The 23,541-nt window shown below is 57.4% G+C and carries 22 protein-coding genes; 13 read left to right on the forward strand and 9 right to left on the reverse strand.

All coding sequences use genetic code 11. The features are described 5' to 3' along the window. Positions 1-169: 169 nt before the first annotated feature. The 11 genes from F617_RS0118540 to F617_RS0118590 all read left to right on the forward strand — a co-directional run bounded on the left by F617_RS0118540 (position 170) and on the right by F617_RS0118590 (position 11,852). Positions 170-1,192 carry a substrate-binding domain-containing protein gene (locus tag F617_RS0118540; protein ID WP_026330937.1) on the forward strand — a complete coding sequence of 341 codons (1,023 nt, stop codon included), beginning with the start codon at positions 170-172 and terminating at the stop codon, positions 1,190-1,192. A gap of 119 nt (positions 1,193-1,311) precedes the next feature. Then, positions 1,312-2,805 carry a sugar ABC transporter ATP-binding protein gene (locus F617_RS0118545; RefSeq protein ID WP_019566276.1) on the forward strand — a complete coding sequence of 498 codons (1,494 nt, stop codon included), beginning with the start codon at positions 1,312-1,314 and terminating at the stop codon, positions 2,803-2,805. Then, a complete protein-coding gene (locus F617_RS0118550; protein WP_019566277.1) occupies positions 2,802-3,746 on the forward strand; it encodes an ABC transporter permease in 945 nt (314 codons plus the stop codon). Before F617_RS0118545 ends, F617_RS0118550 begins: the two co-directional genes overlap by 4 nt. Before the next feature lies 1 nt (position 3,747). Further along, complete coding sequence (locus tag F617_RS0118555) at positions 3,748-4,716, forward strand: ABC transporter permease (RefSeq protein WP_019566278.1); 969 nt, start codon at positions 3,748-3,750, stop codon at positions 4,714-4,716. A gap of 3 nt (positions 4,717-4,719) precedes the next feature. Next, positions 4,720-5,742, forward strand: a complete 1,023-nt coding sequence (locus F617_RS0118560; protein WP_019566279.1) for a LacI family DNA-binding transcriptional regulator — start codon at positions 4,720-4,722, stop codon at positions 5,740-5,742. 33 nt (positions 5,743-5,775) lie between these two features. Then, complete coding sequence (locus F617_RS0118565; RefSeq protein WP_019566280.1) at positions 5,776-6,825, forward strand: sugar phosphate isomerase/epimerase; 1,050 nt, start codon at positions 5,776-5,778, stop codon at positions 6,823-6,825. Between the two features lie 11 nt (positions 6,826-6,836). Beyond that, complete coding sequence (locus F617_RS0118570; RefSeq protein WP_019566281.1) at positions 6,837-8,006, forward strand: Gfo/Idh/MocA family protein; 1,170 nt, start codon at positions 6,837-6,839, stop codon at positions 8,004-8,006. Between the two features lie 128 nt (positions 8,007-8,134). Continuing rightward, entirely contained in the window at positions 8,135-8,989 is an 855-nt protein-coding gene (locus tag F617_RS0118575; RefSeq protein ID WP_019566282.1) for a sugar phosphate isomerase/epimerase, read from the forward strand. A gap of 153 nt (positions 8,990-9,142) precedes the next feature. Further along, positions 9,143-10,828 carry a GMC oxidoreductase gene (locus F617_RS0118580; RefSeq protein ID WP_019566283.1) on the forward strand — a complete coding sequence of 562 codons (1,686 nt, stop codon included), beginning with the start codon at positions 9,143-9,145 and terminating at the stop codon, positions 10,826-10,828. After that, positions 10,828-11,388: a gluconate 2-dehydrogenase subunit 3 family protein gene (locus F617_RS0118585; protein WP_019566284.1), complete on the forward strand. Its 561-nt coding sequence runs from the start codon at positions 10,828-10,830 to the stop codon at positions 11,386-11,388. Before F617_RS0118580 ends, F617_RS0118585 begins: the two co-directional genes overlap by 1 nt. A 68-nt stretch (positions 11,389-11,456) precedes the next feature. Then, on the forward strand, positions 11,457-11,852 hold the full coding sequence (locus F617_RS0118590) for a cytochrome c family protein (RefSeq protein WP_019566285.1): 396 nt from the start codon (positions 11,457-11,459) through the stop codon (positions 11,850-11,852). Between the two features lie 160 nt (positions 11,853-12,012). Here the strand turns inward: F617_RS0118590 and F617_RS0118595 are convergent, their stop codons facing one another. From F617_RS0118595 to F617_RS0118635, 9 genes are all read right to left on the reverse strand, one after another. Then, positions 12,013-13,173, reverse strand: a complete 1,161-nt coding sequence (locus F617_RS0118595) for a glucoamylase family protein (protein WP_019566286.1) — start codon at positions 13,171-13,173, stop codon at positions 12,013-12,015. 224 nt (positions 13,174-13,397) lie between these two features. Further along, the gene (locus F617_RS0118600) at positions 13,398-13,781 is read right to left on the reverse strand and encodes a response regulator (RefSeq protein ID WP_019566287.1); all 384 of its coding nucleotides are present in this window, start codon (positions 13,779-13,781) and stop codon (positions 13,398-13,400) included. After that, the gene (locus F617_RS0118605) at positions 13,778-16,090 is read right to left on the reverse strand and encodes a GAF domain-containing protein (RefSeq protein WP_026330939.1); all 2,313 of its coding nucleotides are present in this window, start codon (positions 16,088-16,090) and stop codon (positions 13,778-13,780) included. The genes F617_RS0118600 and F617_RS0118605 overlap by 4 nt, the downstream gene beginning before the upstream one ends. A 33-nt stretch (positions 16,091-16,123) precedes the next feature. Beyond that, positions 16,124-16,549 (reverse strand): response regulator, encoded by a 426-nt coding sequence (locus F617_RS0118610; RefSeq protein WP_003515224.1) that lies wholly within the window; start codon positions 16,547-16,549, stop codon positions 16,124-16,126. A gap of 11 nt (positions 16,550-16,560) precedes the next feature. Then, complete coding sequence (locus F617_RS0118615) at positions 16,561-17,670, reverse strand: PAS domain-containing protein (RefSeq protein ID WP_013636076.1); 1,110 nt, start codon at positions 17,668-17,670, stop codon at positions 16,561-16,563. A 232-nt stretch (positions 17,671-17,902) separates the two neighbouring features. Then, positions 17,903-18,679 (reverse strand): ABC transporter permease, encoded by a 777-nt coding sequence (locus F617_RS0118620; RefSeq protein ID WP_003515221.1) that lies wholly within the window; start codon positions 18,677-18,679, stop codon positions 17,903-17,905. Further along, positions 18,666-19,433: an ABC transporter ATP-binding protein gene (locus F617_RS0118625; protein WP_034502326.1), complete on the reverse strand. Its 768-nt coding sequence runs from the start codon at positions 19,431-19,433 to the stop codon at positions 18,666-18,668. The genes F617_RS0118620 and F617_RS0118625 overlap by 14 nt, the downstream gene beginning before the upstream one ends. A gap of 63 nt (positions 19,434-19,496) precedes the next feature. Next, on the reverse strand, positions 19,497-20,498 hold the full coding sequence (locus F617_RS0118630) for an ABC transporter substrate-binding protein (RefSeq protein ID WP_003515219.1): 1,002 nt from the start codon (positions 20,496-20,498) through the stop codon (positions 19,497-19,499). Positions 20,499-20,546: 48 nt separating this feature from the next. Then, the gene (locus F617_RS0118635) at positions 20,547-21,629 is read right to left on the reverse strand and encodes a 4-oxalomesaconate tautomerase (RefSeq protein ID WP_019566291.1); all 1,083 of its coding nucleotides are present in this window, start codon (positions 21,627-21,629) and stop codon (positions 20,547-20,549) included. A gap of 105 nt (positions 21,630-21,734) precedes the next feature. On the opposite strand from F617_RS0118635, the gene F617_RS0118640 reads away from it, so the two are divergent. Both F617_RS0118640 and F617_RS0118645 read left to right on the forward strand, forming a co-directional pair. After that, a complete protein-coding gene (locus F617_RS0118640) occupies positions 21,735-22,631 on the forward strand; it encodes a LysR family transcriptional regulator (RefSeq protein WP_003515217.1) in 897 nt (298 codons plus the stop codon). 715 nt (positions 22,632-23,346) lie between these two features. Continuing rightward, the coding region (locus F617_RS0118645) for a helix-turn-helix domain-containing protein (RefSeq protein ID WP_026330941.1) at positions 23,347-23,541 on the forward strand (195 nt) is incomplete at its 3' end.

Below are 23,541 nucleotides of genomic sequence, written 5' to 3' on the forward strand. Positions count from 1 at the left end.
TGTTCCTCCTTAAATTGCCGTCCCATCTCTCCGCCAAGGCTCGGCAATTCGTTGTGGCAACGAGAGCATAAAAAATCCCAGCTGGGTTGACTCATTTATGAAACCGGTTACATTCCCTCATGTAAACGGTTTCATCGGTTAAAAACCGTGCTTGGAGGAGCAAATTTTCATGTTTAAACATTTGATGGCTGCTGCCGCTATGGTGCTGGCGGCGGGCACGTCCGTGCATGCTCAGGAACAGAGCTTCAAGATCGGTCTTTCCAATTCTTTCGTCGGCAGCGAGTGGCGCACGCAGATGATCGAGGAAGCCCAGGCTGCCGCAAAGGCATGGGGCGAAAAGGGCGTGAAGGTCGAAGTCGTCGTTCAGAGCGGTAATGTCGATGTGCAGGGGCAGATCGGCCATATCCGCAATTTCATGAACCAGGGCGTTGATGCGATCCTCATCAATCCCGGCAGCCCGACTGCCTTTGATCCGATCTTCGCTCAGGCGAAGGCACGCAACATTCTCGTCATCGCAACCGACGCGGAAGTGTCTTCTAAGGACGCGATCTATGTCGGCATCGACCAGAAGGCCTGGGCGGCACAGTCCGCACAGTGGCTTGCGGATTCGCTGAAGGGCAAGGGAAGCGTCGTCTCGATCAACGGTATCGCCGGCAATCCCGCCAACGAAGCCCGCGTCGCCGGCTACCGCGAAGTGTTCAAGAAATATCCTGATATCAAGGTGCTGAACGAAGCCAATGCGAGCTGGGATCAGGCGCAGGGCCAGCAGGCGATGCAGAACCTTCTCGCCACCTATCCCGATATCAGCGGTGTGTGGGTGCAGGACGGCATGGCCGATGGCGCATGGCGCGCAATCGAAGCCGCCGGCAAGACCAAGGACATCGCCGCGACAGGTGAAATCCGCAAGGACTTCATGACGCGCTGGGAGAAGGAAAAGTTCAACTCCGGCGCCTCCGTCAATCCTCCGGGTGTCATGGCCAGCGCGCTCAACGTTGCGGTTCTGAAGCTGCAGGGCAAGGAATTCAAGGACGGCATTTTCGGCGGTACCTACGGCAACGCCATCTATATTCCGATCCCCTTCGTCAGCAACGACAACCTCGCGGACAACATCAAGTCCGCCGAAGGTAAGCCGGGCTATTGGTCCGTCACGGCAACCGTGACACCGGAACAGGCTGGCGAGTTCTTCAAGTAAGATCAGTCTCGGGCTGGCCGCAAACGCCAGCCCGAAACCTGAAATTCGAATGTGGACCGCGTATTGCGCGCGTCCGCCAGTGACGAAGCACAATGACAAGTAAAATTCGGGGACATGCGATGGCGAACGCTCTGGAAGCGGCCGGCATACAGAAGAATTTTGGCGCCGTGCGTGCGCTTTCCGACGGCAGGCTGACCGTTGGTCGCGGTGAAATTCACGCGCTGCTGGGCGCAAATGGTTGCGGCAAGAGCACGCTCTGCAAGATCGTTGCAGGTGCGGTCGCGCCGACCAGCGGCACCATCCGGTTCAACGGCGAAAACGTGCGCTTCAAAAGCCCGCGTGACGCCGAAAATGCCGGCATTGCGCTGTTTTATCAGGAGCTAAGCCTCATTCCGCAGCTTTCCGTCGCAGACAATATTTTTCTCGGTCGCGAACCGAAGCGCGCCGTTTTTGTCGACAGCAAGGCCCTGAAAGCCGAGGCGCGCAGGCTGATCGCGCTGTTTGACGGTGTTGCCGGCACCGGTCTGGAGCCGGATGCGATCGTCGGCAATCTGCCGCCCGATCAGCGCCAGCTCGTCGAAATCCTGAAAGTTTTCGCCCAGAATGCCAGCCTCATGATCATGGATGAGGCAACGGCGGCACTTGATGGCCGCCAGTCCGAGCGTTTTTTTGAGATACTTAGAGCCAAGAAGACGGACGGTATCTCCACCATCATGATTTCCCACCGGCTCGATGAGGTTTTTGCTGTCTGCGACCGCATCACCGTCATGCGTAACGGTGCGACCATTTCGGAACTCGACACCGCCGCTACCACCCGCGAGGCCGTGGTACATGACATGGTCGGCGATGTCCGCGCCGCGCCTGCCCGCCAGCAGGGACGCGCAGGTGCAGCGCCCAGCCTGAAGGTGACGGACGTTGCGGGCGAGGGTATTCGCGGTGTCAGTCTTGAAGCCTATCCGGGTGAAATCGTCGGTTTGGCGGGATTGCAGGGGCAGGGCCAGTCGGCCTTGCTGAAGGGCCTGTTCGGCGCAAGCCCCTTTGCCGCCGGGCAAATCCAGTTCGAGGGCCGTGATGTCGCCATCGGCAAGCCTTCGCAGGCGGTTCATAACGGTTTTGCCTATGTGTCGGGCGACCGCGGGCGTGATGCCTCGCTTCAGGGCCGGTCGATCTTCGAAAATCTTGTTGCAGCTCTGATGGTGCGCGAAAAGATGAGACTGGTCCGGCCCGCGACGCTGAAGCCGCGAGTGCAGAAGGTCGCGGACGACATGAAGACGAAGTTTGCCGGCATGGATATGCCTATCGGCACGCTCTCAGGCGGCAACCAGCAGAAAATCTTCATTTCCCGCTGGCTTGCCACCGCGCCGAAACTGCTGCTGCTCGATGATCCGACCAAGGGTATCGATCTTGGCGCCAAGGCCGATCTCTTCGCGCTGATGCGCCAGCAGGCTGACGCGGGCGCGACTATTCTTCTCTATTCCTCGGAAGATGCGGAAATCCTCGAATATGCCGACCGCATTCTCGTGTTCAACGGCGGACGCATTTCTGCGGAGCTGACCGGAGCCGACATGACATCCGTCAACATGACCCGCGCCGCCTATGGAGACGCCGCATGAATTCCCTCGGTTTTGTGCGCAAGCAACCCTGGATCATAACTCTTGTGGTTCTGGCCGTTCTCATCGGCGTCAACACTTTTCTGCAGCCGTCTTTCGTGCAGCCGGCCGTATTGCAGTCGAACCTGACGACATTTCTTCCCCTGATCCTGGTCGCCATCGGTCAGACCTATGTCATTCTGGCGGGGGATATAGATCTGTCGGTCGGAAGCATCGTAGCGCTCGCCAATGTCGTTACCGTCAGCGTCATCGCTGCACTTGGCGGAACGGCAGGTGCCGTCGTTGCAGGTATGGGAGCGGGAGTTGCGGTTGGACTGATCTGTGGGCTGGTCAACGGCCTGTTCATATCCGGCCTGCGTTTCCAGCCCATCGTCACCACATTCGCGACGGGCATCATCTTTGCCGGTCTGGCGATCTGGGTTCTGCCGCAGGCCGGTCTTCCCGTGCCGGAAGCCTATTGGCAGACCTATTCCGGTAGTTTCATCGGTTTACCTTTCGTGCTGTGGATGCTGTTGGCTGGTATTGCCTTTACGCTCGTTGTGTCGCGCATTCCGTTTCACGTGCATTTGTTGGCCGTGGGCGGCAATCGCACGGGCGCTTTCCAGACGGGCCTGCGCCTCTCCGGCATTCGCATTGGCGCCTACATGATTTCCGGTCTGTTTTCGGCGCTCGCAGCGCTGTGCCTGACGGGCGAGACCGCCTCCGGCGACCCCTTGCTCGGTGCAAGCCTGGCGCTCTCCTCCATTTCGGCGGTCGTTCTTGGCGGCACAGCACTTTCCGGCGGCTTCGGCAGCTCGACAGGATCGATCGCCGGCGCGCTGGTGCTGGGCATGATCGGCAATGTGATTTTCTTTGCGGGCTTGCCCTTCGAGTACCAGACATTGGTGCAGGGGTTGATCGTGCTGACGGCACTTGCCGGCGGCGTTCTGGTGACGAGGCGTTGAGATGATAAATTCCGGTTTGAAAATCAAATCCATCATCACCGATCCGCTGACCATTGCGATTGGCGCGTCAGTGTTCCTGCTGCTGGTCGGCGAACTGTTGTCGCCCGGCTTCGCACAGGGGTCGCAGATCGTGCGGCTGCTGACGATCGCGGCCATTCTCGGTATCGTCGCGGCGGGCCAAAATCTTGTGATCCTCGGCGGACGCGAAGGCATCGATCTGTCCGTCGGCGCGATGATCTCGCTCGGCGCGGTCCTTGCCGGTAACATGATGAACGGACAGAATGTCGGAATACCGCTCGCCATATTGGTCGCAGGTGGCATTCCCTTCCTGATCGGCATCATCAATGGCCTCGGCATCACCTTCGTGCGCATTCCCCCGCTGGTCATGACACTCGGCATGACAGCGGTGATCCAGGGCGGGCTTGTGGTCTATTCGCAGGGCGTTCCATCAGGTGCGGCGGCGCCGCTTCTGGCGGGTTTCATCAACCGGCCTCTCGTTTTCGGTATTCCCGGCGTCCTCTTCGTCTGGCTTGGCATTGCCGCGATCATGCTGTTCGTGCTGCGCCGCACGGCCTTCGGCTTCTCCATTTACGCCATCGGCTCCAATGAGCGGGCGGCGACGCTGGTCGGATTGCCTGTGTCTTTGATCCGCACGCTGCTTTACGGCCTGTCCGGCCTGTTTGCCGGTCTGACTGGCGTCTGCGTGATCGGTTATACCGGCACCTCCTTCATTTCTGTCGGCGACCAATATGTCCTCCCATCGATCATCGCTGTTGTCATCGGCGGCACTTCGCTTGCCGGTGGTGCGGGCGGATATATCGGAACCATGGCCGGGGCAGTTGCGCTCACCATTCTGCAAAGCGTACTGATAACGCTCAACCTCGATGTATGGGCCCGGCAGATCATATTCGGTGTCACGTTACTTGCGCTGATGCTGCTTTATGGCCGCCAAAAGCAGTTGCGTGTGTGACAGATGAGCAAAGACCAAGGTTCGAATATCAGGGAAGTTGCGGCTCTCGCGGGCGTTTCGATCGCGACCGTGTCACGGGCGCTGCAACAACCCGACAAAGTCCGCCCGGAAACGAGGAAGAAGGTTTTCGATGCCGTCAGGCAGGCGAACTTTGTTCCCAACGCCCAGGCCGCAAGCTTCAGGCGTCAATCCAACAACACTGTCATTCTTCTCGTTCGCGATATCGGCAACCCGTTTTATCTCGAGATCTACAAGGGCGTGGAGGAAGCGGCGGGGGAGGCGGGCTTCAAAGTGCTCATGGGAGACGCCCGTAACGACGAAAACCGCGTGGCGACACATATCGACATGGTCAGGCAGAAACATGCTGACGGCCTCATCCTGATGACCGGCCAGTTTCCTTCAGAGCTTCTCGGTCAGGGTGACGCGCTGCCGCCGATCGTCATCGCTTCGGAAACCGTGCCAGGCATCGCGCTGCCCACCGTCAAGGTCGATAACCGCGCCGCGTCCAAAAACGCCGTGAATCATCTGATCGAAGCAGGGCACACGAAGATCGCACATCTCGCCGGACCTTTTCCGGAAAGTCTGGCACAGGAGCGTTTCGAGGGCTACCGCGACGCGCTTGAGGAAGCGGGTATCGGTTACGCGGATGAACTCGTCGTGACAGGCGATTACAGCATCGAAGCCGGTAGACAGGCGATTGCCGGACTTCTCGAAAACGGCATTTCCTTCACCGCCATCTTCGCCTCGAGCGACCAGATGGCGATTGGCGCGATCAGCGAGCTGCGCGGGCGCGGGCTGTCCGTGCCGACCGATGTCTCGGTCATTGGCTTCGACGATATAATTTTCGCTAATGCCTTCGAACCACCGCTAACGACAGTGCGCCAGCCCCGGCAGGAAATGGGCCGCAAGGCCATGGCGCTGATGGTCGACCGGCTTAATGGCAAACGCACGGCCGAAACCATCGTGCTGGATACGGAACTGGTGGTGCGCGGCTCGGTCGCGCCCTGCCGTTCGCCGCACCGGTAGCGGCCAGACTGTGAATGCAAGGAGTGTAAGGACATGAAGACGATCAAAGGCCCGGCGATTTTCCTCGCGCAATTTGTCGGGGACAAGGCACCCTTCGACACGCTCGACAATCTCGGCCAATGGGCGGCTTCCCTTGGGTACAAGGGCATTCAGGTGCCGACCGATCCCAAGCTCTTCGATCTTGAGAAAGCTGCCGCTTCCAAGGCTTATTGCGATGATATCAAGGGACGTCTGGCCGAGACAGGCGTTGAGATCACCGAGCTTTCAACCCATATTCAGGGCCAGCTCGTCGCTGTTCATCCTGCCTATGACGAGATGTTCGACGGTTTTGCGCCCGCCGAACTGCGCGGCAAACCGCAGGCGCGTCAGGAATGGGCGGTCAACCAGCTGAAGTGCGCGGCGAAAGCCTCGCAGCATCTGGGCCTCAAGAGCCATGCGAGTTTTTCCGGCGCGCTGGCGTGGCCTTTCATTTATCCCTGGCCGCAGCGCCCCGCAGGTCTTGTTGAAATGGCCTTTGCTGAACTCGGCAAGCGCTGGACGCCGATTCTCGATACATTCGAGGAGAATGGCGTCGATCTGTGCTACGAGTTGCATCCCGGCGAAGACCTGCATGACGGCATTACCTTCGAGCGTTTTCTCGAAGCCACCGGCAATCATTCCCGCGCCAACATCCTTTATGATCCCTCGCACTTCGTGCTTCAGGCGATGGATTATCTTGATTTCATCGATATCTACCACGAGCGCATCCGGGCCTTCCACGTCAAGGATGCCGAGTTTAATCCGACCGGCCGGTCGGGCGTCTATGGCGGTTATCAAGGCTGGGTCGACCGGCCGGGGCGCTTTCGCTCACTCGGCGACGGGCATGTCGATTTCGGCGCGGTGTTTTCCAAGCTCACCCAATACGACTTCGAAGGATGGGCCGTGCTGGAATGGGAATGCGCGCTGAAACACCCGGAGGACGGGGCGCGTGAAGGTGCCGGCTTCATTGAAAATCACATCATCCGCGTGACTGAGCGGGCTTTCGACGATTTCGCCAAAAGCGGCGTCGATGATGCCGCCAACCGTCGCCTTCTCGGGCTTTGAAAGGGATAGACATGTCCTCCGCAACAGCAAGATTTAATAGCCGCCGCATTCGTCTCGGCATGGTGGGTGGCGGTCAGGGTGCCTTTATCGGCGCGGTGCATCGTATCGCCGCGCGGCTCGACGACCGTTACGAATTGGTCGCCGGTGCGCTTTCCTCCGACCCGGCACGCGCCAGCGCTTCGGCAACCCTGCTAGGCATAGCGCCCGAGCGGTCCTACGCTTCGTTTGAGGAGATGGCGTCGGCCGAGGCCGGTCGTGAAGACGGTCTCGAGGCGGTCGCCATCGTCACTCCCAATCACCTGCATTTCGCCCCGTCCAAGGTCTTTCTCGAATCTGGCATCCATGTCATCTGCGACAAGCCCGTCACCGCGACGCTGGAGGAGGCCAAGGAGCTGGCGAATATCGTGAGGGCATCCGACAGGCTGTTCATCCTCACGCATAATTACACCGGCTATGCCATGTTGCGGCAGATGCGGGAGATGGTGGCCAACGGTGCCATCGGCAAGCTGCGCCATGTCCAGGCCGAATATGCGCAGGACTGGCTGACCGAAGCGGTCGAAAAGACCGGCGCAAAGGGAGCGGAATGGCGCACCGATCCGAGCCGCTCTGGCGCGGGCGGGGCAATCGGCGACATCGGCACCCACGCTTTCAACGCCGCCGCCTTCGTGACCGGTGAAATTCCCGCGAGCCTCTACGCAGATCTCACTTCCTTCGTTCCGGGCAGGCAGCTGGATGACAGCGCCAATATTCTGCTGCGTTACGAAAGCGGCGCGAAGGGCATGCTCTGGGCAAGCCAGATCGCTGTCGGCAATGAAAACGCCCTGTCGCTCAGGGTCTATGGCGATAAGGGCGGCCTTGAATGGCACCACCGCGTGCCGGACGAGCTGTGGTTCACACCTTACGGCGAGCCCAAGCGGCTGATTACGCGCAATGGCGCGGGCGCAGGCGCTGCCGCCAACCGCGTCAGCCGTGTGCCATCAGGGCATCCGGAGGGATATCTCGAGGGTTTTGCGACGATCTACCGTGAAGCCGCAGACGCAATCATCGCAAAAAGGGAGGGAAAAGCAGCCGCCGGGGATGTGATTTATCCCGGCATAGAGGACGGCCTTGCGGGTCTCGCATTCATCGATGCGGCCGTGCGGTCCAGCCTGACCTCGTCCTGGGTAGAGATCGACATATAGATCACTGGATATCGGGGACTGACGACGCAGGGCATCGGAGGTTGTGCCCAGCATTACCCGACTAATTGTTCGGAAGATCACGGGCAGGCGTGTCGTCATATTGATCAAACGGAAAGGGAGTCACGCGTTTGAAAACGTTCAAGTCAAAATTCGCAAAGATGGCATTCGTCGTCGGACTGGCGGCCGGTATCGCAAATCCGGTTTTTGCCGATGACAGCAAGACGCTGCCGATTGCCGCGCAGATGTACACACTGCGCAACGCCGGAACGCTTGAGGAGCAGCTTGCCATCCTCAACCGCGCGGGCGTTTCCGCCGTGGAAACGGTGGATATGCAGAAGGTCAGCGCCAGCGAGCTGAACGCGCTTCTGGAAAAGCACAAGATCAAGGTCATTTCCTCGCATGTGCCGATCGACAAGCTTCGCGGCAATCTCGACGATGTCATCACCGAGCAGAAGGCTGTCGGCAATCCGGTCGTGACCGTGCCGTTCCTCAAGCCCGAAGACCGCCCCAAGGACGCCGCTGGCTGGACAGCCTTCGGCAAGGAACTTGGCGGATATGCCGACAAGCTTTCCGCGGCTGGCCTCTCCATGGCCTATCACAACCATGATTTTGAAATGGTCAAGTTCGACGGCAAGACGGCGCTTGAACTGCTGCTCGATGCCGCAGGCCCGAAACTGCAGAGCGAACTCGACGTCGCCTGGGTGGCGCGCAGCGGCAATGATCCGGCTGAGTTCCTCGGCACTCTGAAGGGCCGGGTTTTTGCAATCCACGCCAAGGACAATGCACCGGCCGGCACGGCCGAAAACGAGCGCGGCTTTGCAACGATTGGCACCGGCGTTCTCGACTGGAAGACGATCCTGCCGGCGGCCAAAAATGCCGGCGCACAATGGTTCATCCTTGAACACGACCTTCCGCTCGATGCCGAAGCGGTCGTGACCAAGGGCAACGCGTTCCTGAGCGAGCACTTGCCGACCATTCAGTAAACACTGCCAGTAAAACCAGAACCGCACCTCGGCGGCCGGTTTCGCCGGGGCGCATAAGGTTCGACAGACGCATGATGAAGTTTCCGCCGCGTTGCGACGGGGAGCGCATTGTCTCGTCGACTTTTTACCCAAGTACCAATCGGAGGAGTTATCATGGCGGACAATCATTATGATGCGATTGTTGTCGGTTCAGGCATAAGTGGAGGCTGGGCTGCAAAGGAACTCACGGAAAAAGGCCTGAAGGTACTGCTGCTGGAGCGCGGCAGAAACATCGAGCACATTACCGACTATCAGAATGCCGACAAGGAAGCCTGGGACTATCCCCATCGCAACCGCGCCACGCAGGAGATGAAGGCGAAGTATCCGGTGCTCAGCCGCGACTATCTGCTGGAAGAGGCCACGCTCGGCATGTGGGCCGATGAGCAGGAAACGCCCTATGTCGAAGAAAAGCGTTTCGACTGGTTCCGTGGTTATCACGTCGGCGGCCGTTCGCTGCTGTGGGGACGCCAGACCTACCGCTGGTCGCAGACCGATTTCGAGGCCAATGCCAAAGAGGGGATCGCCGTTGACTGGCCGATCCGTTATCAGGACATTGCTCCCTGGTATGATTATGTCGAGCGTTTCGCCGGCATTTCCGGCAGCCGCGAGGGGCTGGACATTCTTCCTGATGGTGAATTCCTGCCGCCTATTCCGCTGAATTGCGTTGAAGAGGATGTGGCCCGCCGGTTGAAAACCGCCTTTAAAGGTACGCGCCACCTCATCAATTCGCGCTGCGCCAACATCACCCAGGAACTTCCCGATCAGGAGCGCACGCGCTGCCAGTTCCGCAACAAGTGCCGGTTGGGCTGTCCTTTCGGCGGCTATTTCAGCACGCAGTCATCGACCCTGCCGGCGGCAGTCGCCACCGGAAATCTTACGCTCCGGCCTTTCTCCATCGTCAAGGAAATCCTCTACGACAAGGACAAGAAGAAGGCTCGCGGTGTCGAGATCATCGATGCCGAAACGAACCTGACCTATGAATACACCGCCGATGTGATCTTCCTCAACGCTTCGACGCTCAACTCGACCTGGGTTCTGATGAACTCGGCCACCGACGTGTGGGAGGGAGGGCTCGGCAGCAGCTCGGGCGAACTCGGCCACAATGTGATGGATCACCATTTCCGCATGGGCGCCACCGGCGAGGTGGACGGTTTCGAAGAGTTTTATTTCAAGGGCCGCCGCCCGGCGGGATTCTATATTCCCCGTTTCCGCAACACCGGCGACGACAAGCGGAACTATCTGCGCGGTTTCGGTTATCAGGGATCCGCCAGCCGTTCGCGCTGGGAACGGGAAATCGCCGAACTCAACATCGGAGCCGACTACAAGGAAGCGCTGACCCAGCCGGGCGCCTGGACTATCGGCATGACTGCCTTCGGTGAAATGCTGCCTTATCACGAGAACCGCGTGAAGCTGGACCACGACAAGAAGGACAAATGGGGCCTGCCGGTCCTGTCGATGAATGTCGAGATGAAGCAGAACGAACTCGATATGCGCGAAGACATGGTCAATGACGCAGTCGAGATGTTCGAAGCGGTCGGCATCAAGAACGTCAAACCGTCGAGGGGCAGCTATGCGCCGGGCATGGGCATCCATGAAATGGGTACGGCTCGCATGGGACGCGACCCCAAAACTTCCGTGCTCAATGGCAACAACCAGGTCTGGGATGCGCCGAACGTCTTTGTCACTGACGGTGCCTGCATGACTTCGGCCTCCTGCGTCAACCCGTCGCTCACCTACATGGCGCTGACGGCGCGTGCCGCCGAATTTGCCGTTTCCGAACGCAAGAAGGGGAACCTGTGATGAACAGACGTGAACTGCTGAAACTGATAGCCATTGCCTCCGGTCTTCCGTTGATCGGCGCTGACGTGGTCACTGCGGCGGAAAACGCCGCCAAGCTCGCCGGCGACGTCCACGTGTTCAGCCCGGAGGAAATCCGGCTTCTGGACGAGGTGGCTGAAACGATTATCCCTCGCACATCCACCCCGGGTGCGAAGGACGCTGCCGTTGGCGCATTCATGGCAGTCTATGCGGCCGATTGTTACACGGGCGAACAGCGGAAACTCTTCCTCTCCGCGATGGCTGACATCGAAAACCGCAGCCGGACGGAATACAAGAAGGCGTTTCTCGAGCTGACGTCGCAGGAGCGGCAGATGCTGATTTCTGCGCTGGACAAACAGGCCCGGGCGGAACAGACACCGACCGCACCGCATCCCTTCACACTCGTCAAGCAGCTGACGCTGCTCGGTTTCTTCACCTCGAAGATCGGCGCCACCGAGGTTCTTGTTTACGACGAAATCCCCGGCGGCTTTGAGACCTGCGTTCCCTACAAGAAGGGTACGCCCGCTTGGGGCACGACCTGAATTGAGAACAAGCCGCCCGCCTGCATTCGCAGGCGGGCGCGTTCATACGGCAGAACAAGGATGACACGATGCGCAAGAGAATGATCATCACGGCGGCAATGCTGGCAGCAAGCACCATTCCCGCTTTTTCAGAGGGCGATGTTGCCAAGGGGGAGGCGGCCTTCAAGCGCTGTTCCGCCTGTCACGCCATCGGCGAGGGCGCGAAAAACAAGGTCGGCCCGCAGCTTAACGGGATCATCGGTCGGACTGCGGGCGGCGATCCGGACTATAATTACTCGAATGCGATGAAAAAAGCAGGCGGGGAAGGGCTGGCGTGGACACCGGAGGAACTGCGAGACTTTCTCAGCGCTCCCAAGAAGAAAATCCCCGGAAACAAGATGGCCTTGGCGGGCATCAGCAAACCGGAAGAACTGGATAATCTTATCGCCTATATCGAAAGCGCGTCTTCGAAACCAGCCGAATGACAGCACGCCGTTTATCGAACATCAAAACTCCCGCAGTTTTGAGACGATGACCACGACTTTACCCCAGCATATCCTGCGCGCCGAAGGCCTTGCCAAGGAATTGCCAAGGCCTTCCGGCGTTGTCTTCAAGGATGCATTTGCGGTACTCAAACTCCGGTTCTCAGGGGTCGGTCCGTCCTTCCTGCAGGCTCGACTTTTCGAAAGACCTGTCCTGATGGAAGCCCAGTTTGGCCAAGCCGTTTTTCACCTCCGGCGCGTTCATGAATAAATCCCAGATCAGGCCGCTGCGATAGTTTTCCATCATCGCAACAACAGGCCCTTGATTGATCGCAAGATGCGTTCCGGACACCCAGCCGGTTGAGGGCTGGAATGAATCTATGAGGCCAAAGCGGCCGATGAGTGCACCATTGTTCCATTGCAGAAAACGCAACGCCGCCTCGCGTGAGCGATGAGAAAAGAAGGGCATGCTCGAGAGGGCTGCCGTTGTCGCAATGATGCCGTCATCGTCGGTCGGAGAATTTACGACATAGCCCTTTGGCCCATCACACGCAGACAGACCCCACCCGGCCTCACTTGGGTAGCGCGTGCGGCAGTAGCGGTAATTGATCATGCAATGCGCGTGAACCTGCTCGAGATAGTCGTGACAATAAACATCGCCGAGACCGCGCGGATCGAGTGTGCAGAAGGAATAGTGCGACAGGAAAAGCGGTCCTCCATACGGCTGGCCAAGCGGCAGCCTAACACCGAGATACATCGATCCGTTCCGGATTTCACCATCGCTTGCCCATCCGGAATGATAAGACTCGGCGCTGATTGCATGCGTCGTTGAACCCGCCGCGAGCACATAACAGACGAGGGCCTCGTTCCAGCCCACAATCGGCAAGTTTTTCGCCCATGCATACCGACGGCTCCAATGCCAGAACAGCGGCCCGGGCTTTCCCCTGGTAAACCAGCCCCATTCCACCGTCTCGACGATTTCATTTATGGACCGGCGTAAATCGATTTCGGAGGATGTCTGCGCGCCAAAAAACTGTCTGACGCAGATCAGCGCCTGAACCAGAAGAGCGGTTTCAACGAGATCTCCGCCGTCGTCGAATTTCGCGAAGGGTATCGTTCTTCCGCTGGACGCATCGATGAAGTGAGGGAAGGCGCCATGAAAACGCTTCACACTTGCCAGCGATCTCAACATCCGGCTCGCCCGGGCGATGGCTTCCTGTTCGGTTATCCAAGAGCGGCGGACACCAACGATGAGCGAAAGAAAACCAAACCCGATCCCGGAGACCGACGCGATCTCATGGATCGCAAGACCATCGGATCGCATACGATCCCGCGGTAGGCCACTCTCCGGATGGCTCCCGGACCAGAAATATTCAAAGGTATTGCGATGCAAACCATCAAGTTCAGCAGGTAATTTATCCGTCAATTCCAACCTCAGGGACCAGCGGCAATCAGTCGGCAGATCGACTGCCAAGCCTTATCCGACTCTGTCACCATCTCCAAATTTCAAGCGGAGCGGTGAATGCCGGTAGCCGCAAAAATTCTCGGCTACCGCATCATCTGTCTTATCGTCTCCACGATCTGCTCTTCGCAGTAAGGTTTCGTAAAGAAAGCCGTATCAGCCGCGATCATATGACCGGGATCTTCGAGATGGCCGGAAACCAGGATAACTTTAATAGGGGGCCACCTGTCACGAATAATGGCTGCCAGTTGCAGGCCGTCGACGCCGCGTGGCATATCGATATCAGTGAAGACGATCCGAATGTCTGCGCGTGCCTCAAGGATATTAACCGCCTCCGTAGCATCTGCCGCAGCAAGCGCTGTGTATCCTGCGGTTTCAACCAGATCCACGGCGGCAAGGCGTAGCAGCGGCTCATCCTCGACGACGAGTATTGTTGCCACATCGGCAGCATTCGAGGTCACGGTCATCATGACTGTCTCAAATGGGAAACCAGTCCCTGCATCGTTACCCGCAGGCCGTCAGGATCAAAATTTACCTCGACACCGCCTGTACCCATCAGACCAAGCTGGATGAGCTTCGATCCGAAACCTTTACCCGATGGAGCCGTCACCGGCGGGCCGTCCTGCTCCTTCCATTCCAGAACAAGCGCGTTCTCGCCGCCTGCATCTTCTATCGTCCATGAAATAACGACGGTTCCGGCATCAGAAGACCAGGCTCCATATTTCAAGGCGTTTGTGCCAAGCTCGTGCATCAGGAGAGCCAGCGATAGTGCAGTCCTGGGCCCGATTTCCATGTCGGTGCCCGATATGCGGTATCGCTCGGGAAGAGAAAGTTGGCGAAGCACGGAATCGATCACTGCCACCATGCGCGCCGACGACCAGTCCTGGTTCAGGAGAACCTCATGCGCATTGGAAAGCGCGCGCAATCTGCTCGTGAAGGCTTCGACAGGGGCTCTGTCGGTGACGGGGCGAAGCGTCTGTGTCGCAATCGCCTGAACCATGGCCATCGTGTTTTTGAGGCGGTGGCTGATCTCGTGATTGAGAACCTGCTGTTCCTGCTCGGCCCGAATCCTGGAGATCGCCTCACGCGTGCGGTCCGCTATCGCACGCACAAAATCACGCTCCTCGGACGAGAATTCATGCGGCTTGTCGTAGTGTACGAACATGACCCCCGCGAATGCGCCTCTTTCGATGATTGGCACATTCACGAGGACGGAGATGCCTAATGAGTGTAGAAGCTCGGCTGAAGCGGAGGTTCTCGGATCTGTCGCCACATCGGGTATGATGACCGTCTCGCCGCGCTTCAAATCGTGGATGTAGGATCCGTAATTTCTGAAATGATGGAGCCCCGCGACGGTGAACATTCCCTCCGCACACCAGTCGGGAAGCATCTGCACCGTCTCGGCGATAGGGTCAACGATGCCGTAGCCCGCCCGCGTCGCGCCTCTCAGACTCCGTGCCAAAATCTCGGCGGCGGCAAATGCCACTTCCGCAACAGTATCCAGCTCGCGGATCTTTTCGCCGAGTTCCAGGAATGCAAGCTGCCTGTCCTCCGACAGTTTTTGAGCTGTGGCGTTGCGTGCGACCTTGATATAACCCGGGACCTTGGGCGACGAATGGTTGGCCATCGGCCGGATCGTGCCGTCCAGAAAGATGCTGGAGCCGTCTGCAGCGAGGTGCCATCGGCGGTCGGGTGCAACCCCTTCGGACGTGGCTCTGCTCACTTCAGCCGCAGGAACGCCGGCTGCCCGGTCCTCCTCAGTAAAAATCGACTCAAACGGCCGTCCGAGCATCTCGGCTTCCGACCAGCCAAATGTCTCCTGCGCTCCACCAAACCAGCTTGTAATGCGCTGGTCTTCATCGATCGTCATGATGATATAGTCTTTGGCGCCTTCGACGATCAGGCGAAGCTTCGTTTCGCTGTCGCGTAAAGCCTCCTGGGCTTGCATACGGTCAGTGACTTCAACGAACATGATGACGAACGTATCTTCACCAGTGGCTTGAACATAGCCGTCAAACCACCGGTCCATCGATCCGATCTTGCGGGTGAAACGCTTGCTTTGTTGGGTCTCGACGGCCTCCACCACATCGGAAACCCACTCATTCTCGAATTCTGGAAAGAGTTCGCGCATGGTTCGACCAGGCACATCATCGCCTGGCAATCCAAGAAGAGTGCTCCATGCGGGATTGACCGTCTCGTACCGCCAATCGACAATCGTTCCGTCGACGTCACGGATCACCGAGCCTACGACGATGCCTTCCTCCAATTGCTGGAAAAGCGCACCCCAGCGTTGCTCGGAAAGGAAGGTCGCAATCTGGTTCGAGGCGACCCTTCCGATCTGGTTCAGTAACTGCAGCTCGCTTTCCGTCCATGTGCGTGGTTCGCCATCGATTGCTGCGAGCGCGCCGATCACCATGCCATCAGGGAGGGTTACAGGCACTCCCATGTAGGAGATCACGCCCAGATCGGTTATGGCCAGATTATTTCTAACGAGATCATGAACCGTCGCATCCCCGATGATCAAAGGCTGTCTGTCGCGAACCACATGCTGACAGAATGAATGAGTGAGTGGCGTTTCCGCCGCTTCAGCCCATTTGGGTGGCAACCCGACATGAGCGATGAAAACCTGCCGGTGCTCGTCCAGAATGGAGATCAAAGCTACTGGGCATTTCAGGCCGGTTTTGACGACCTCGATAATATCCTGGAATTCGGGTGGGCTCTGGACATCAAGCAGCCCAGAGTTTCGAACTGCGTCAATGCGTTCCGACGGTGAATTCAAGGTCAATCCTTATCCGCACAGGGGCGGCGTTGGTCAAGCCGACAAGGCGGCAAGCAGTTTGGGCGAAACAACAAGGCTGGGAGGAGGGGTAGCGGAGCGCTCTGCGCCAATAACGATGCCTTCAATGAACTGCAAGGCATTTTGCAAACCGTTCATCGTGTAGGGTTTCTCGATTGCTCCAAGTGCGCCTGCAAAGTCCTCAGGTATTCTCTTCAGGTTACCCGAAACAAAAACATAGGGGATAGAGCTCGAGGAAAGATATCGGCCGACTTCTATGCCCGTTGGACCATCCAGCAATTGAATGTCTACAAATGCGAATTGCGGCAGTGCCTTGTTGGCAAGCTCGATAGCTTCCTTGCTGTCGGCAGCGATCCCCACAATCTCGTGTCCGGCATCCTCCACTTCGCTTTCAAGTTCCATCGCCAGCAGAGCTTCGTCCTCTACGATCAAGATTTTCACAGGAGATCCTTTCAGTCTTTTACAGAAAGCGTGACACGAACATCCGAGAGGCAACCTTCAACCGTCCGAACTATCGTAGCACGCAATTGTTTTACGCACGCTTCCAGCATCTTCTTGCTAAAGGCTGCTTCTTCCTTGTCCACTTCGCCCGGCGTGACGGTATCGGCAACCCTGACAAGGAAGTGGCCGTTGAGGCGCTTGACCTCCAGGTGCAATTGCCCGCCACGGTCCTTCAATCCTCTGCGAATGGCGTCGCCGATGAGTTCGTTGATGATCAAGGCAAGGGGGGAGGCCTTTGTCGCCGGAACCACAACCTCGTGAAGATCGGTGGTGAGGTTGATGTCGGTTCGCTTCAAGGCGCCGATCTTGTCGAGCATCAATGTATTGGCAAAATCCGCGACATCGAAATGCCCTACATCTTCATCGTTCAGAAGCTTGCGCTGGACGGTGCTGAGTGCTTCGACCCTGTTCAGCACAGACATCAATGTCCGCTCCACAACATCGTTATCAGTCATCCGCGCCTGAAGCTTCACGATTGAGGCGATCGTCAGGAGGTTGTTTTTTACGCGATGATCAACTTCGTGGACGAGGGTTGTTTTTGCCCGCAATGCCTCAGTCAAATCCGCCGTTCGCAGCGCCACCTCTCCCTCCGCGATGTGGCGGGCGCGAGCGAGTTCGGCTTCCTTGCTCTTGATATCGGTGAAGTCGAGTTGCGAGGCGAAAAAATAGATGACGGTTCCGGAAGCATCGCGAACAGGACTTACGAAGAGAGCATTCCAAAACTCTGATCCGTCCTTGCGATAATTAAGGATGTCGATCGCCAAATCCTGCTCGGCTGCGATTGCCTCACGCAGCTTCGTAACTGAGCCAGGATCCGTGTCTGGACCCTGGAGCAGACGACAATTTTGACCAACCAGCTCTTCGGCGGAATAGCCCGTCAATCTGCTGAAAGCAGCATTGCAGAAGATGATTGGATTGTCGTTGAGGAGTGGATTTGTGATGATCATGGGCATGCGGGTGGCCTTGAAGGCTGCCGCAAACGGATCTTCAGAAGCGTGGCCAGATACTAGACGCTCTCCAGCGTCTTGGGCATCCTGCCGGAGGAGATCATTATCTTTCATGCAAGGTCCTGAAGGTAACGGTCCCCTAAAATGTGTGAATGGGAATTTGGTTCCAACGAAAAAGTGAATTATTCCTGTTTTACAGGGTAGGGGATCCACCATCTTTTTGCATATTGTCCGTGAGCAGGTCTGTCGGCGTCCGATAGCCGAGAGATCGGCCTGATGACGTCAGTAGAACAAAAACGGGGCGACCAATTGGCCGCCCCGCTTGATGTGAGACTGGGTCGAAACCTCAAGCAGGCCGTTCTTCGCCCGCGTTCGGCCTCCAGGTGATTAGCTTTCTCTCGGCGACATCGAGAATGAGATCGATGACGAGAACAAAAATGGCGAGAATGATGATACCGGCGAAAACGCCGACCGCGTCGAAGTTACCTTCCGAACGGGCGATCAGGTAACCGAGGCCTGCGGAAGACCCGAGATATTCGCCGATGATCGCGCCAACCACCGCAAATCCGACGGACGTGCGCAGCGACGACAGAATCCAGCTGGCTGCCGCCGGAAAATAAACATGACGCAAGAGATCAGAGCGCTTTGCACCGAGAATGCGCGTGTTGGAAAGCACGACGGGGTTTACTTCGCGAACACCTTGCATGGCGTTGAAGAACGTCACGAAGAAGACGAGGGTGACCGCAAGAGCGACCTTTGACCAAAGGCCAAGCCCCAGCCAAAGGACGAAAATTGGCGCGAGGACCACACGCGGGATGGCATTCACGGCCTTGATGAACGGGTCCAACACACGGGCCACGAAGGGACTGAGGCCCAGCCAGACACCGGCGCCGACGCCGAGACCTGTACCGATGAGGTAACCGAGAACCGTTTCACTCAAGGTGATACCGACATGTTTGTAAAAGCCGGCATCGGCAACCCAGGTGATGACCTGCTTGACGATGTCGATGGGTGCCGGGAAGAAGAAGCGGTCGATCGCCCCGGAGCTTACCCCGAGTTGCCACCCACCCAGGAGCACGACCAGAAGCACGATCTGGATGATGCGAACATTAACGGCTTGCATAGCTTTTCTCCACTTCGCCGCGCAAAGACGCCCATATATCGCGATATAGGGTCATGAATTTCGGATCGAGCTTGATTTCGGCCACGTTGCGGGGCCGTTCCAGATCAACCGGGAAGCTCTCGATAACCCGGCTCTTGGGGCCGGCGGCAAGGACGACAACCCGGTCCCCGAGTGCAATCGCCTCTTCGAGATCGTGCGTGATCATGACCACTGCACGGCGATCCTCTTGCCACAATCTCAGGAGTTCATTCTGCATGAGGTGGCGCGTGTGAATGTCGAGTGCGGAGAACGGCTCGTCCATCAGGATGACCTTCGGCTCGGTGATAAGCGCCTGCGCCATCTGGACACGTTTGCGCTGTCCGCCTGAAAGTTGATGCGGAAAGCGCTCTTCAAACCCCTTCAGGCCAACTTTTTCCAGCCAGGCCAGAACCTTGGTACGGCGCTCATGTTCGGATACGCCGCGGAACAGCAGGCCAAGCTCGACATTCTGATAGGCCGTTTTCCAGGGAAGCAGCGCATCCTGCTGGAAGAGATATCCGATGTTGTTCTGCACGCCCTGCACGGCCGAACCATCGATGGAGACCTTTCCCTGCGCCGGTTTCAGCAAACCCGCGATGGCATTGAGAATGGTGGACTTTCCGCATCCGGTTGGGCCGACAATCGAGAGAAACTCACCATCTCCAACTTTCAGGTTCACATCCTGGACCGCAACGAACGCGCCGAAGGCCATTGTTACGTTCTCGATTGCCACCATTGGCTGAAGATTGAGTTCCGCCACGGGTTCTAACTTTCTAATTGGCAAAGACATTGAAGACCCTCAGTTTACGCCCTTCGAAGCCGCAGCCTCGACGAACTTGTTGGTGTAGGTCGTGTTGAGATCGATCGTGGCCTTCGCGACCGCGTCGTTGAAGCTTTTCAAAACCGCCAACGGGGTTTCCAGATCGGCCTGGTTGAAGGTTCCATCTTCGGAGAAGATCGCCTTGGCGGCTTCGACGGCCTTGATGTAGGTCTGCTTGTCGCCGGACACGAAATCATCAGGAAGCTTTGCAACGATTTCCTCGGCCGAATGCTCCTTCATCCAATGCAGCGCCTTTACCGTGGCATTGGTAACCTTCTGGATCACCTCGGGATGTGCATCGATGTATTCCTGCGTCGCATACAAGACGGAGGTGGGGTATATCCCGCCATAGACATCCTTGGCGCCCTGATCGCTGCGGGCATCGATCAAGATCTTGCCAAGACCACGCTCAACCACGATCGTCGCAGCCGGATCGTAATTGACCAAGAGGTCAATCTTGCCCTGCTGCAGAGCGGCAACAGCAGCAGCGCCGGAGCCAACGCCGATGATGGCGATGTCGTTGTCGCTCAGATTGTGCTGCTTCATGTAATAACGAATGAAGAAATCGGACGAAGACCCGGGCGAGGTGATCCCGACCTTTTTGCCCTTGATGGTTTCAGGTTTTGCCGGATCGAAGTCTGTATCGTTCTTTCCTGCGAGAACCAGCCCGGAATTGCGGGCAAGCTGGACGAAGCCAACCACGTGCTTGTTCTGGGACTGCATCTGGATCGTGTGATCGTAGAAACCGACGGCTACATCCGTGGACCCTGCGACGAGCGCCTGCAGGACTTTCGAACCGCCTTGGGCAAAGTTTTCGGTCGTCACCTCAAGGCCCTCGTCCTTGTAGAAGCCGAGGCTGGCCGCCACCGGAAAAGGCAGGTTGTTGAGGTTGTACGAACCAACACTCATTCTGACGGATTCTGCATTTGCCGACGCTGCCAGCGCACAGAGCGCCGCTGTTGCAAGCAAGTATTTACGCATGAGGGTCTCCTCCCAGTTTTGCTATGTTTTGAGCCAGTATGGCTTTGTCTAGGCTGCGTCTTCAATCGCAGCGTTTGGCTTGGCGAAGGCAAAGCCTTCGAAAAGTCTGCGGGCCGTTCTCACAAGCCCGGCTGTTATTGCTCCGTTCCGCATCTCAAGTTGCACGTCCAGCCGACCGGCGGGATGCTCGATGCAGATCTGGGTCGGAACAGATCGATTTCCCGCTTGTTCAAATGCCACGGAGCCTTCCGTGATCGCTGCGGTTGCTATGCCAACGGCGCCGGTCGTTGCCAGGGCAGGGTGGCACTCATTGGGCATGAAGTACCGGACAGACAGAGTGCCTCCCTTGCGGGCCGGCGCTACGATCACGGGTTTTGGTATGACCATATCCGTTACATTCCCCATCCCCATCAATTTGCCTGCCTGAATGCGTATGCGGGTCAATCGTTCGATGAGATCGCTATTGGAAGTCAGCGTTTGCGGATCTTCATATCCCGTGACGCCGAGGTCTCCCGCACGCATGAGGACCATCGGAATTGCGCAGTCTATCGCTGTCACATCTATTCCCTCAACCGTGTCGACAGGGTTTCCGGTGGGCAACAGTTTTCCGGTTTTCGCACCCGCCGCATCCACGAAAGTCAGGGCGATCGGTGCAGCCAGACCCGGAACGCCGTCGATGGATGCGTCTCCGAGATAAATTACTTCGCGACCACGCGTCGGCACCTTTGCCTCGATCAATTTTCCGGTGTTCACGTTGTGGATGCGAACCACGGTATCGCTTCCCCGAGCCTCCACAAGTCCCGCTTCGATCGCAAAGGGACCGACCGCGGCCAGCATATTTCCGCAATTGGGCGAATAGTCGACATACTGCCTGTCGGTACGAACCTGAGCGAAGAGATAGTCGATGTCTGCGCCTTCGACGGTGGAAGGACCTATGATCGCCACTTTCGAGGTGACCGGATTGCCGCCTCCTATCCCGTCTATCTGCAGCGGATGACCGGAACCCATGATGGACAAAAGTGCCGCATCCCGTTCCGCTCGATTACGCGGAAGGTCAGACGCCAGGAAGAACGGTCCACGAGATGTTCCGCCGCGCATCAGCACACAGGGTATCTTAAGCAGGTCGTTCATTTATCGCCTCAATCTTGCATTTGGTGGATCAATCCGCCTTGTTGTTGCAATATGAGCAAAAGAATCTAATCTGTTAAATGCAATGTTCGGAGGTATTATTGCGATATGAGCATCAATTGCGAAATTCTGGATCTAAGAGCATTTCAAGCAGTAGTTGAGCTTGAAAGTTTTCATAGGGCTGCCGACGCGTTGCATATTTCGCAACCGGCGCTTACCCGGCGCATCCAGAAACTGGAACAGGCCATTGGCGCGCCACTCCTGGAAAGGACCACACGCCACGTTGCCCCGACAGCGATGGGTCAGGAGGTAATGCCGCTTGTCCGGCGCATGCTGGAGGAGTTCGACGGATCGCTTTTTGCGATGAAAGATGGTGCACATCGGCGCGGCCTCATCACGATGGCCTGCGTTCCAACCGCAGCGTTTTATTTTCTACCCACCGTGATCAAAACATTTAGCAAGCAATATCCGCATATTAGGCTGCGTATCAGAGATCTTACGGCAAACGAGGGGCTGCAGGCGGTTGCGCGGGGCGAGGTGGAGTTCGGGATAAACCTCATGGGTAATTCTGATCCAGACCTGGCATTCGAACCTCTTATCGATGACCCATTTGTGCTGGCGATGCGGAAAGACCATCCTCTGGCGGCTTTCGAAACGATCCAATGGAATCAACTGGAGCCTTACCCGCTGGTTGTCGTCGATCGCTCCAGCGGCAATAGAACGCTTCTGGATGGCGCACTCGCGCGGCACAATCTAAAGCTGAACTGGTTCTACGAGGTGACCCATCTCAACACGTCGCTTGGCCTGGTGGAGGCTGGGTTGGGGATTTCCGTGTTGCCGCGACTGGCTACCCCACAGGATGACCATCCTTTCCTCGTTACGCGGCCGATCGTTAATCCCGTGGTCTCCCGAACCATCGGTATCGTGCAAAGAAGAAGCAGCGCCTTATCTCCCGCCGCGGAGAAATTCGTGGAAATGCTGTTGAAGACCTGGAAAACGCCTTAGGGTTCACAATCGTGTATCTCGCCGCGAAGGGCCCGGGTCTGACGTCACCTGGTGGAAGGTCGAGAAACGGGCGAGGGTGACGCCGTCTTCTCAGAGATGGTTGCGTCGTCACGCCGCCTTACCGGCTCTTCTAATAGCGGACCGCCTTGGCGTTCTGGGTCATAGATATGGGTTTTGCTGTTGCCATTTTGGCTGTTGAAGGAAACGGCGACGTGCGCCGCGCCGATTGACGTCAGCAAGCTCAATACTGATCAACCGTACAATGTAGATGTGGTTGAAGATCATAGCCTGCTTATCGACTGACAAGGCATACTCGGCAGCAAGAGCGACGCAGCACCTTTATGAGACTTTTCAGTCCATGTATGATGAAACGCATTTGGTTTCGAGACGCGACACCAATCCATGAGAACATGCTCCATCAGTATCGCTTGAGGAAATAATGTGAGGCGGAAATTGAGTGGTGTTTTGTTTAGAGCGAAAGGATGCGTTACGCTTCGACCCAGTGCGATAACGCAACAACCAGATAAGGTTCAAAACGAGTTCTGAAGGTTGCTAAAGGGTCATTTGGACTGAAAACGCAAGACATTTAAACCAGAAAAGTTCCATAATCTATCTTATGCGATTATCGTATGTAGCCGCAAAGTTAAAGTGTCCTGTTTCTGCAAAGTTGGAATGTCACACTCCCCGGACCTGAATGATACCGGGGAGATTGCGGATGGGATTGATCATGATGAGCGAGCGCGATTTGCAGCGGATCGAGGTTTTGTCGAAGGTCGTTGATGGCCGCATGACCATCGTCGCAGCGGCGCATGTGCTGGCAATCAGCGCCCGGCATGTTCAGAGACTGATTGGTCGTATTGAGGCTACCGGCGCTGCCTCGATCAGACACAAGGCAATTGGTCGCCCGTCG

It is taken from the genome of Agrobacterium sp. 10MFCol1.1, assembly GCF_000381165.1.
Lineage (GTDB): Bacteria > Pseudomonadota > Alphaproteobacteria > Rhizobiales > Rhizobiaceae > Agrobacterium > Agrobacterium tumefaciens.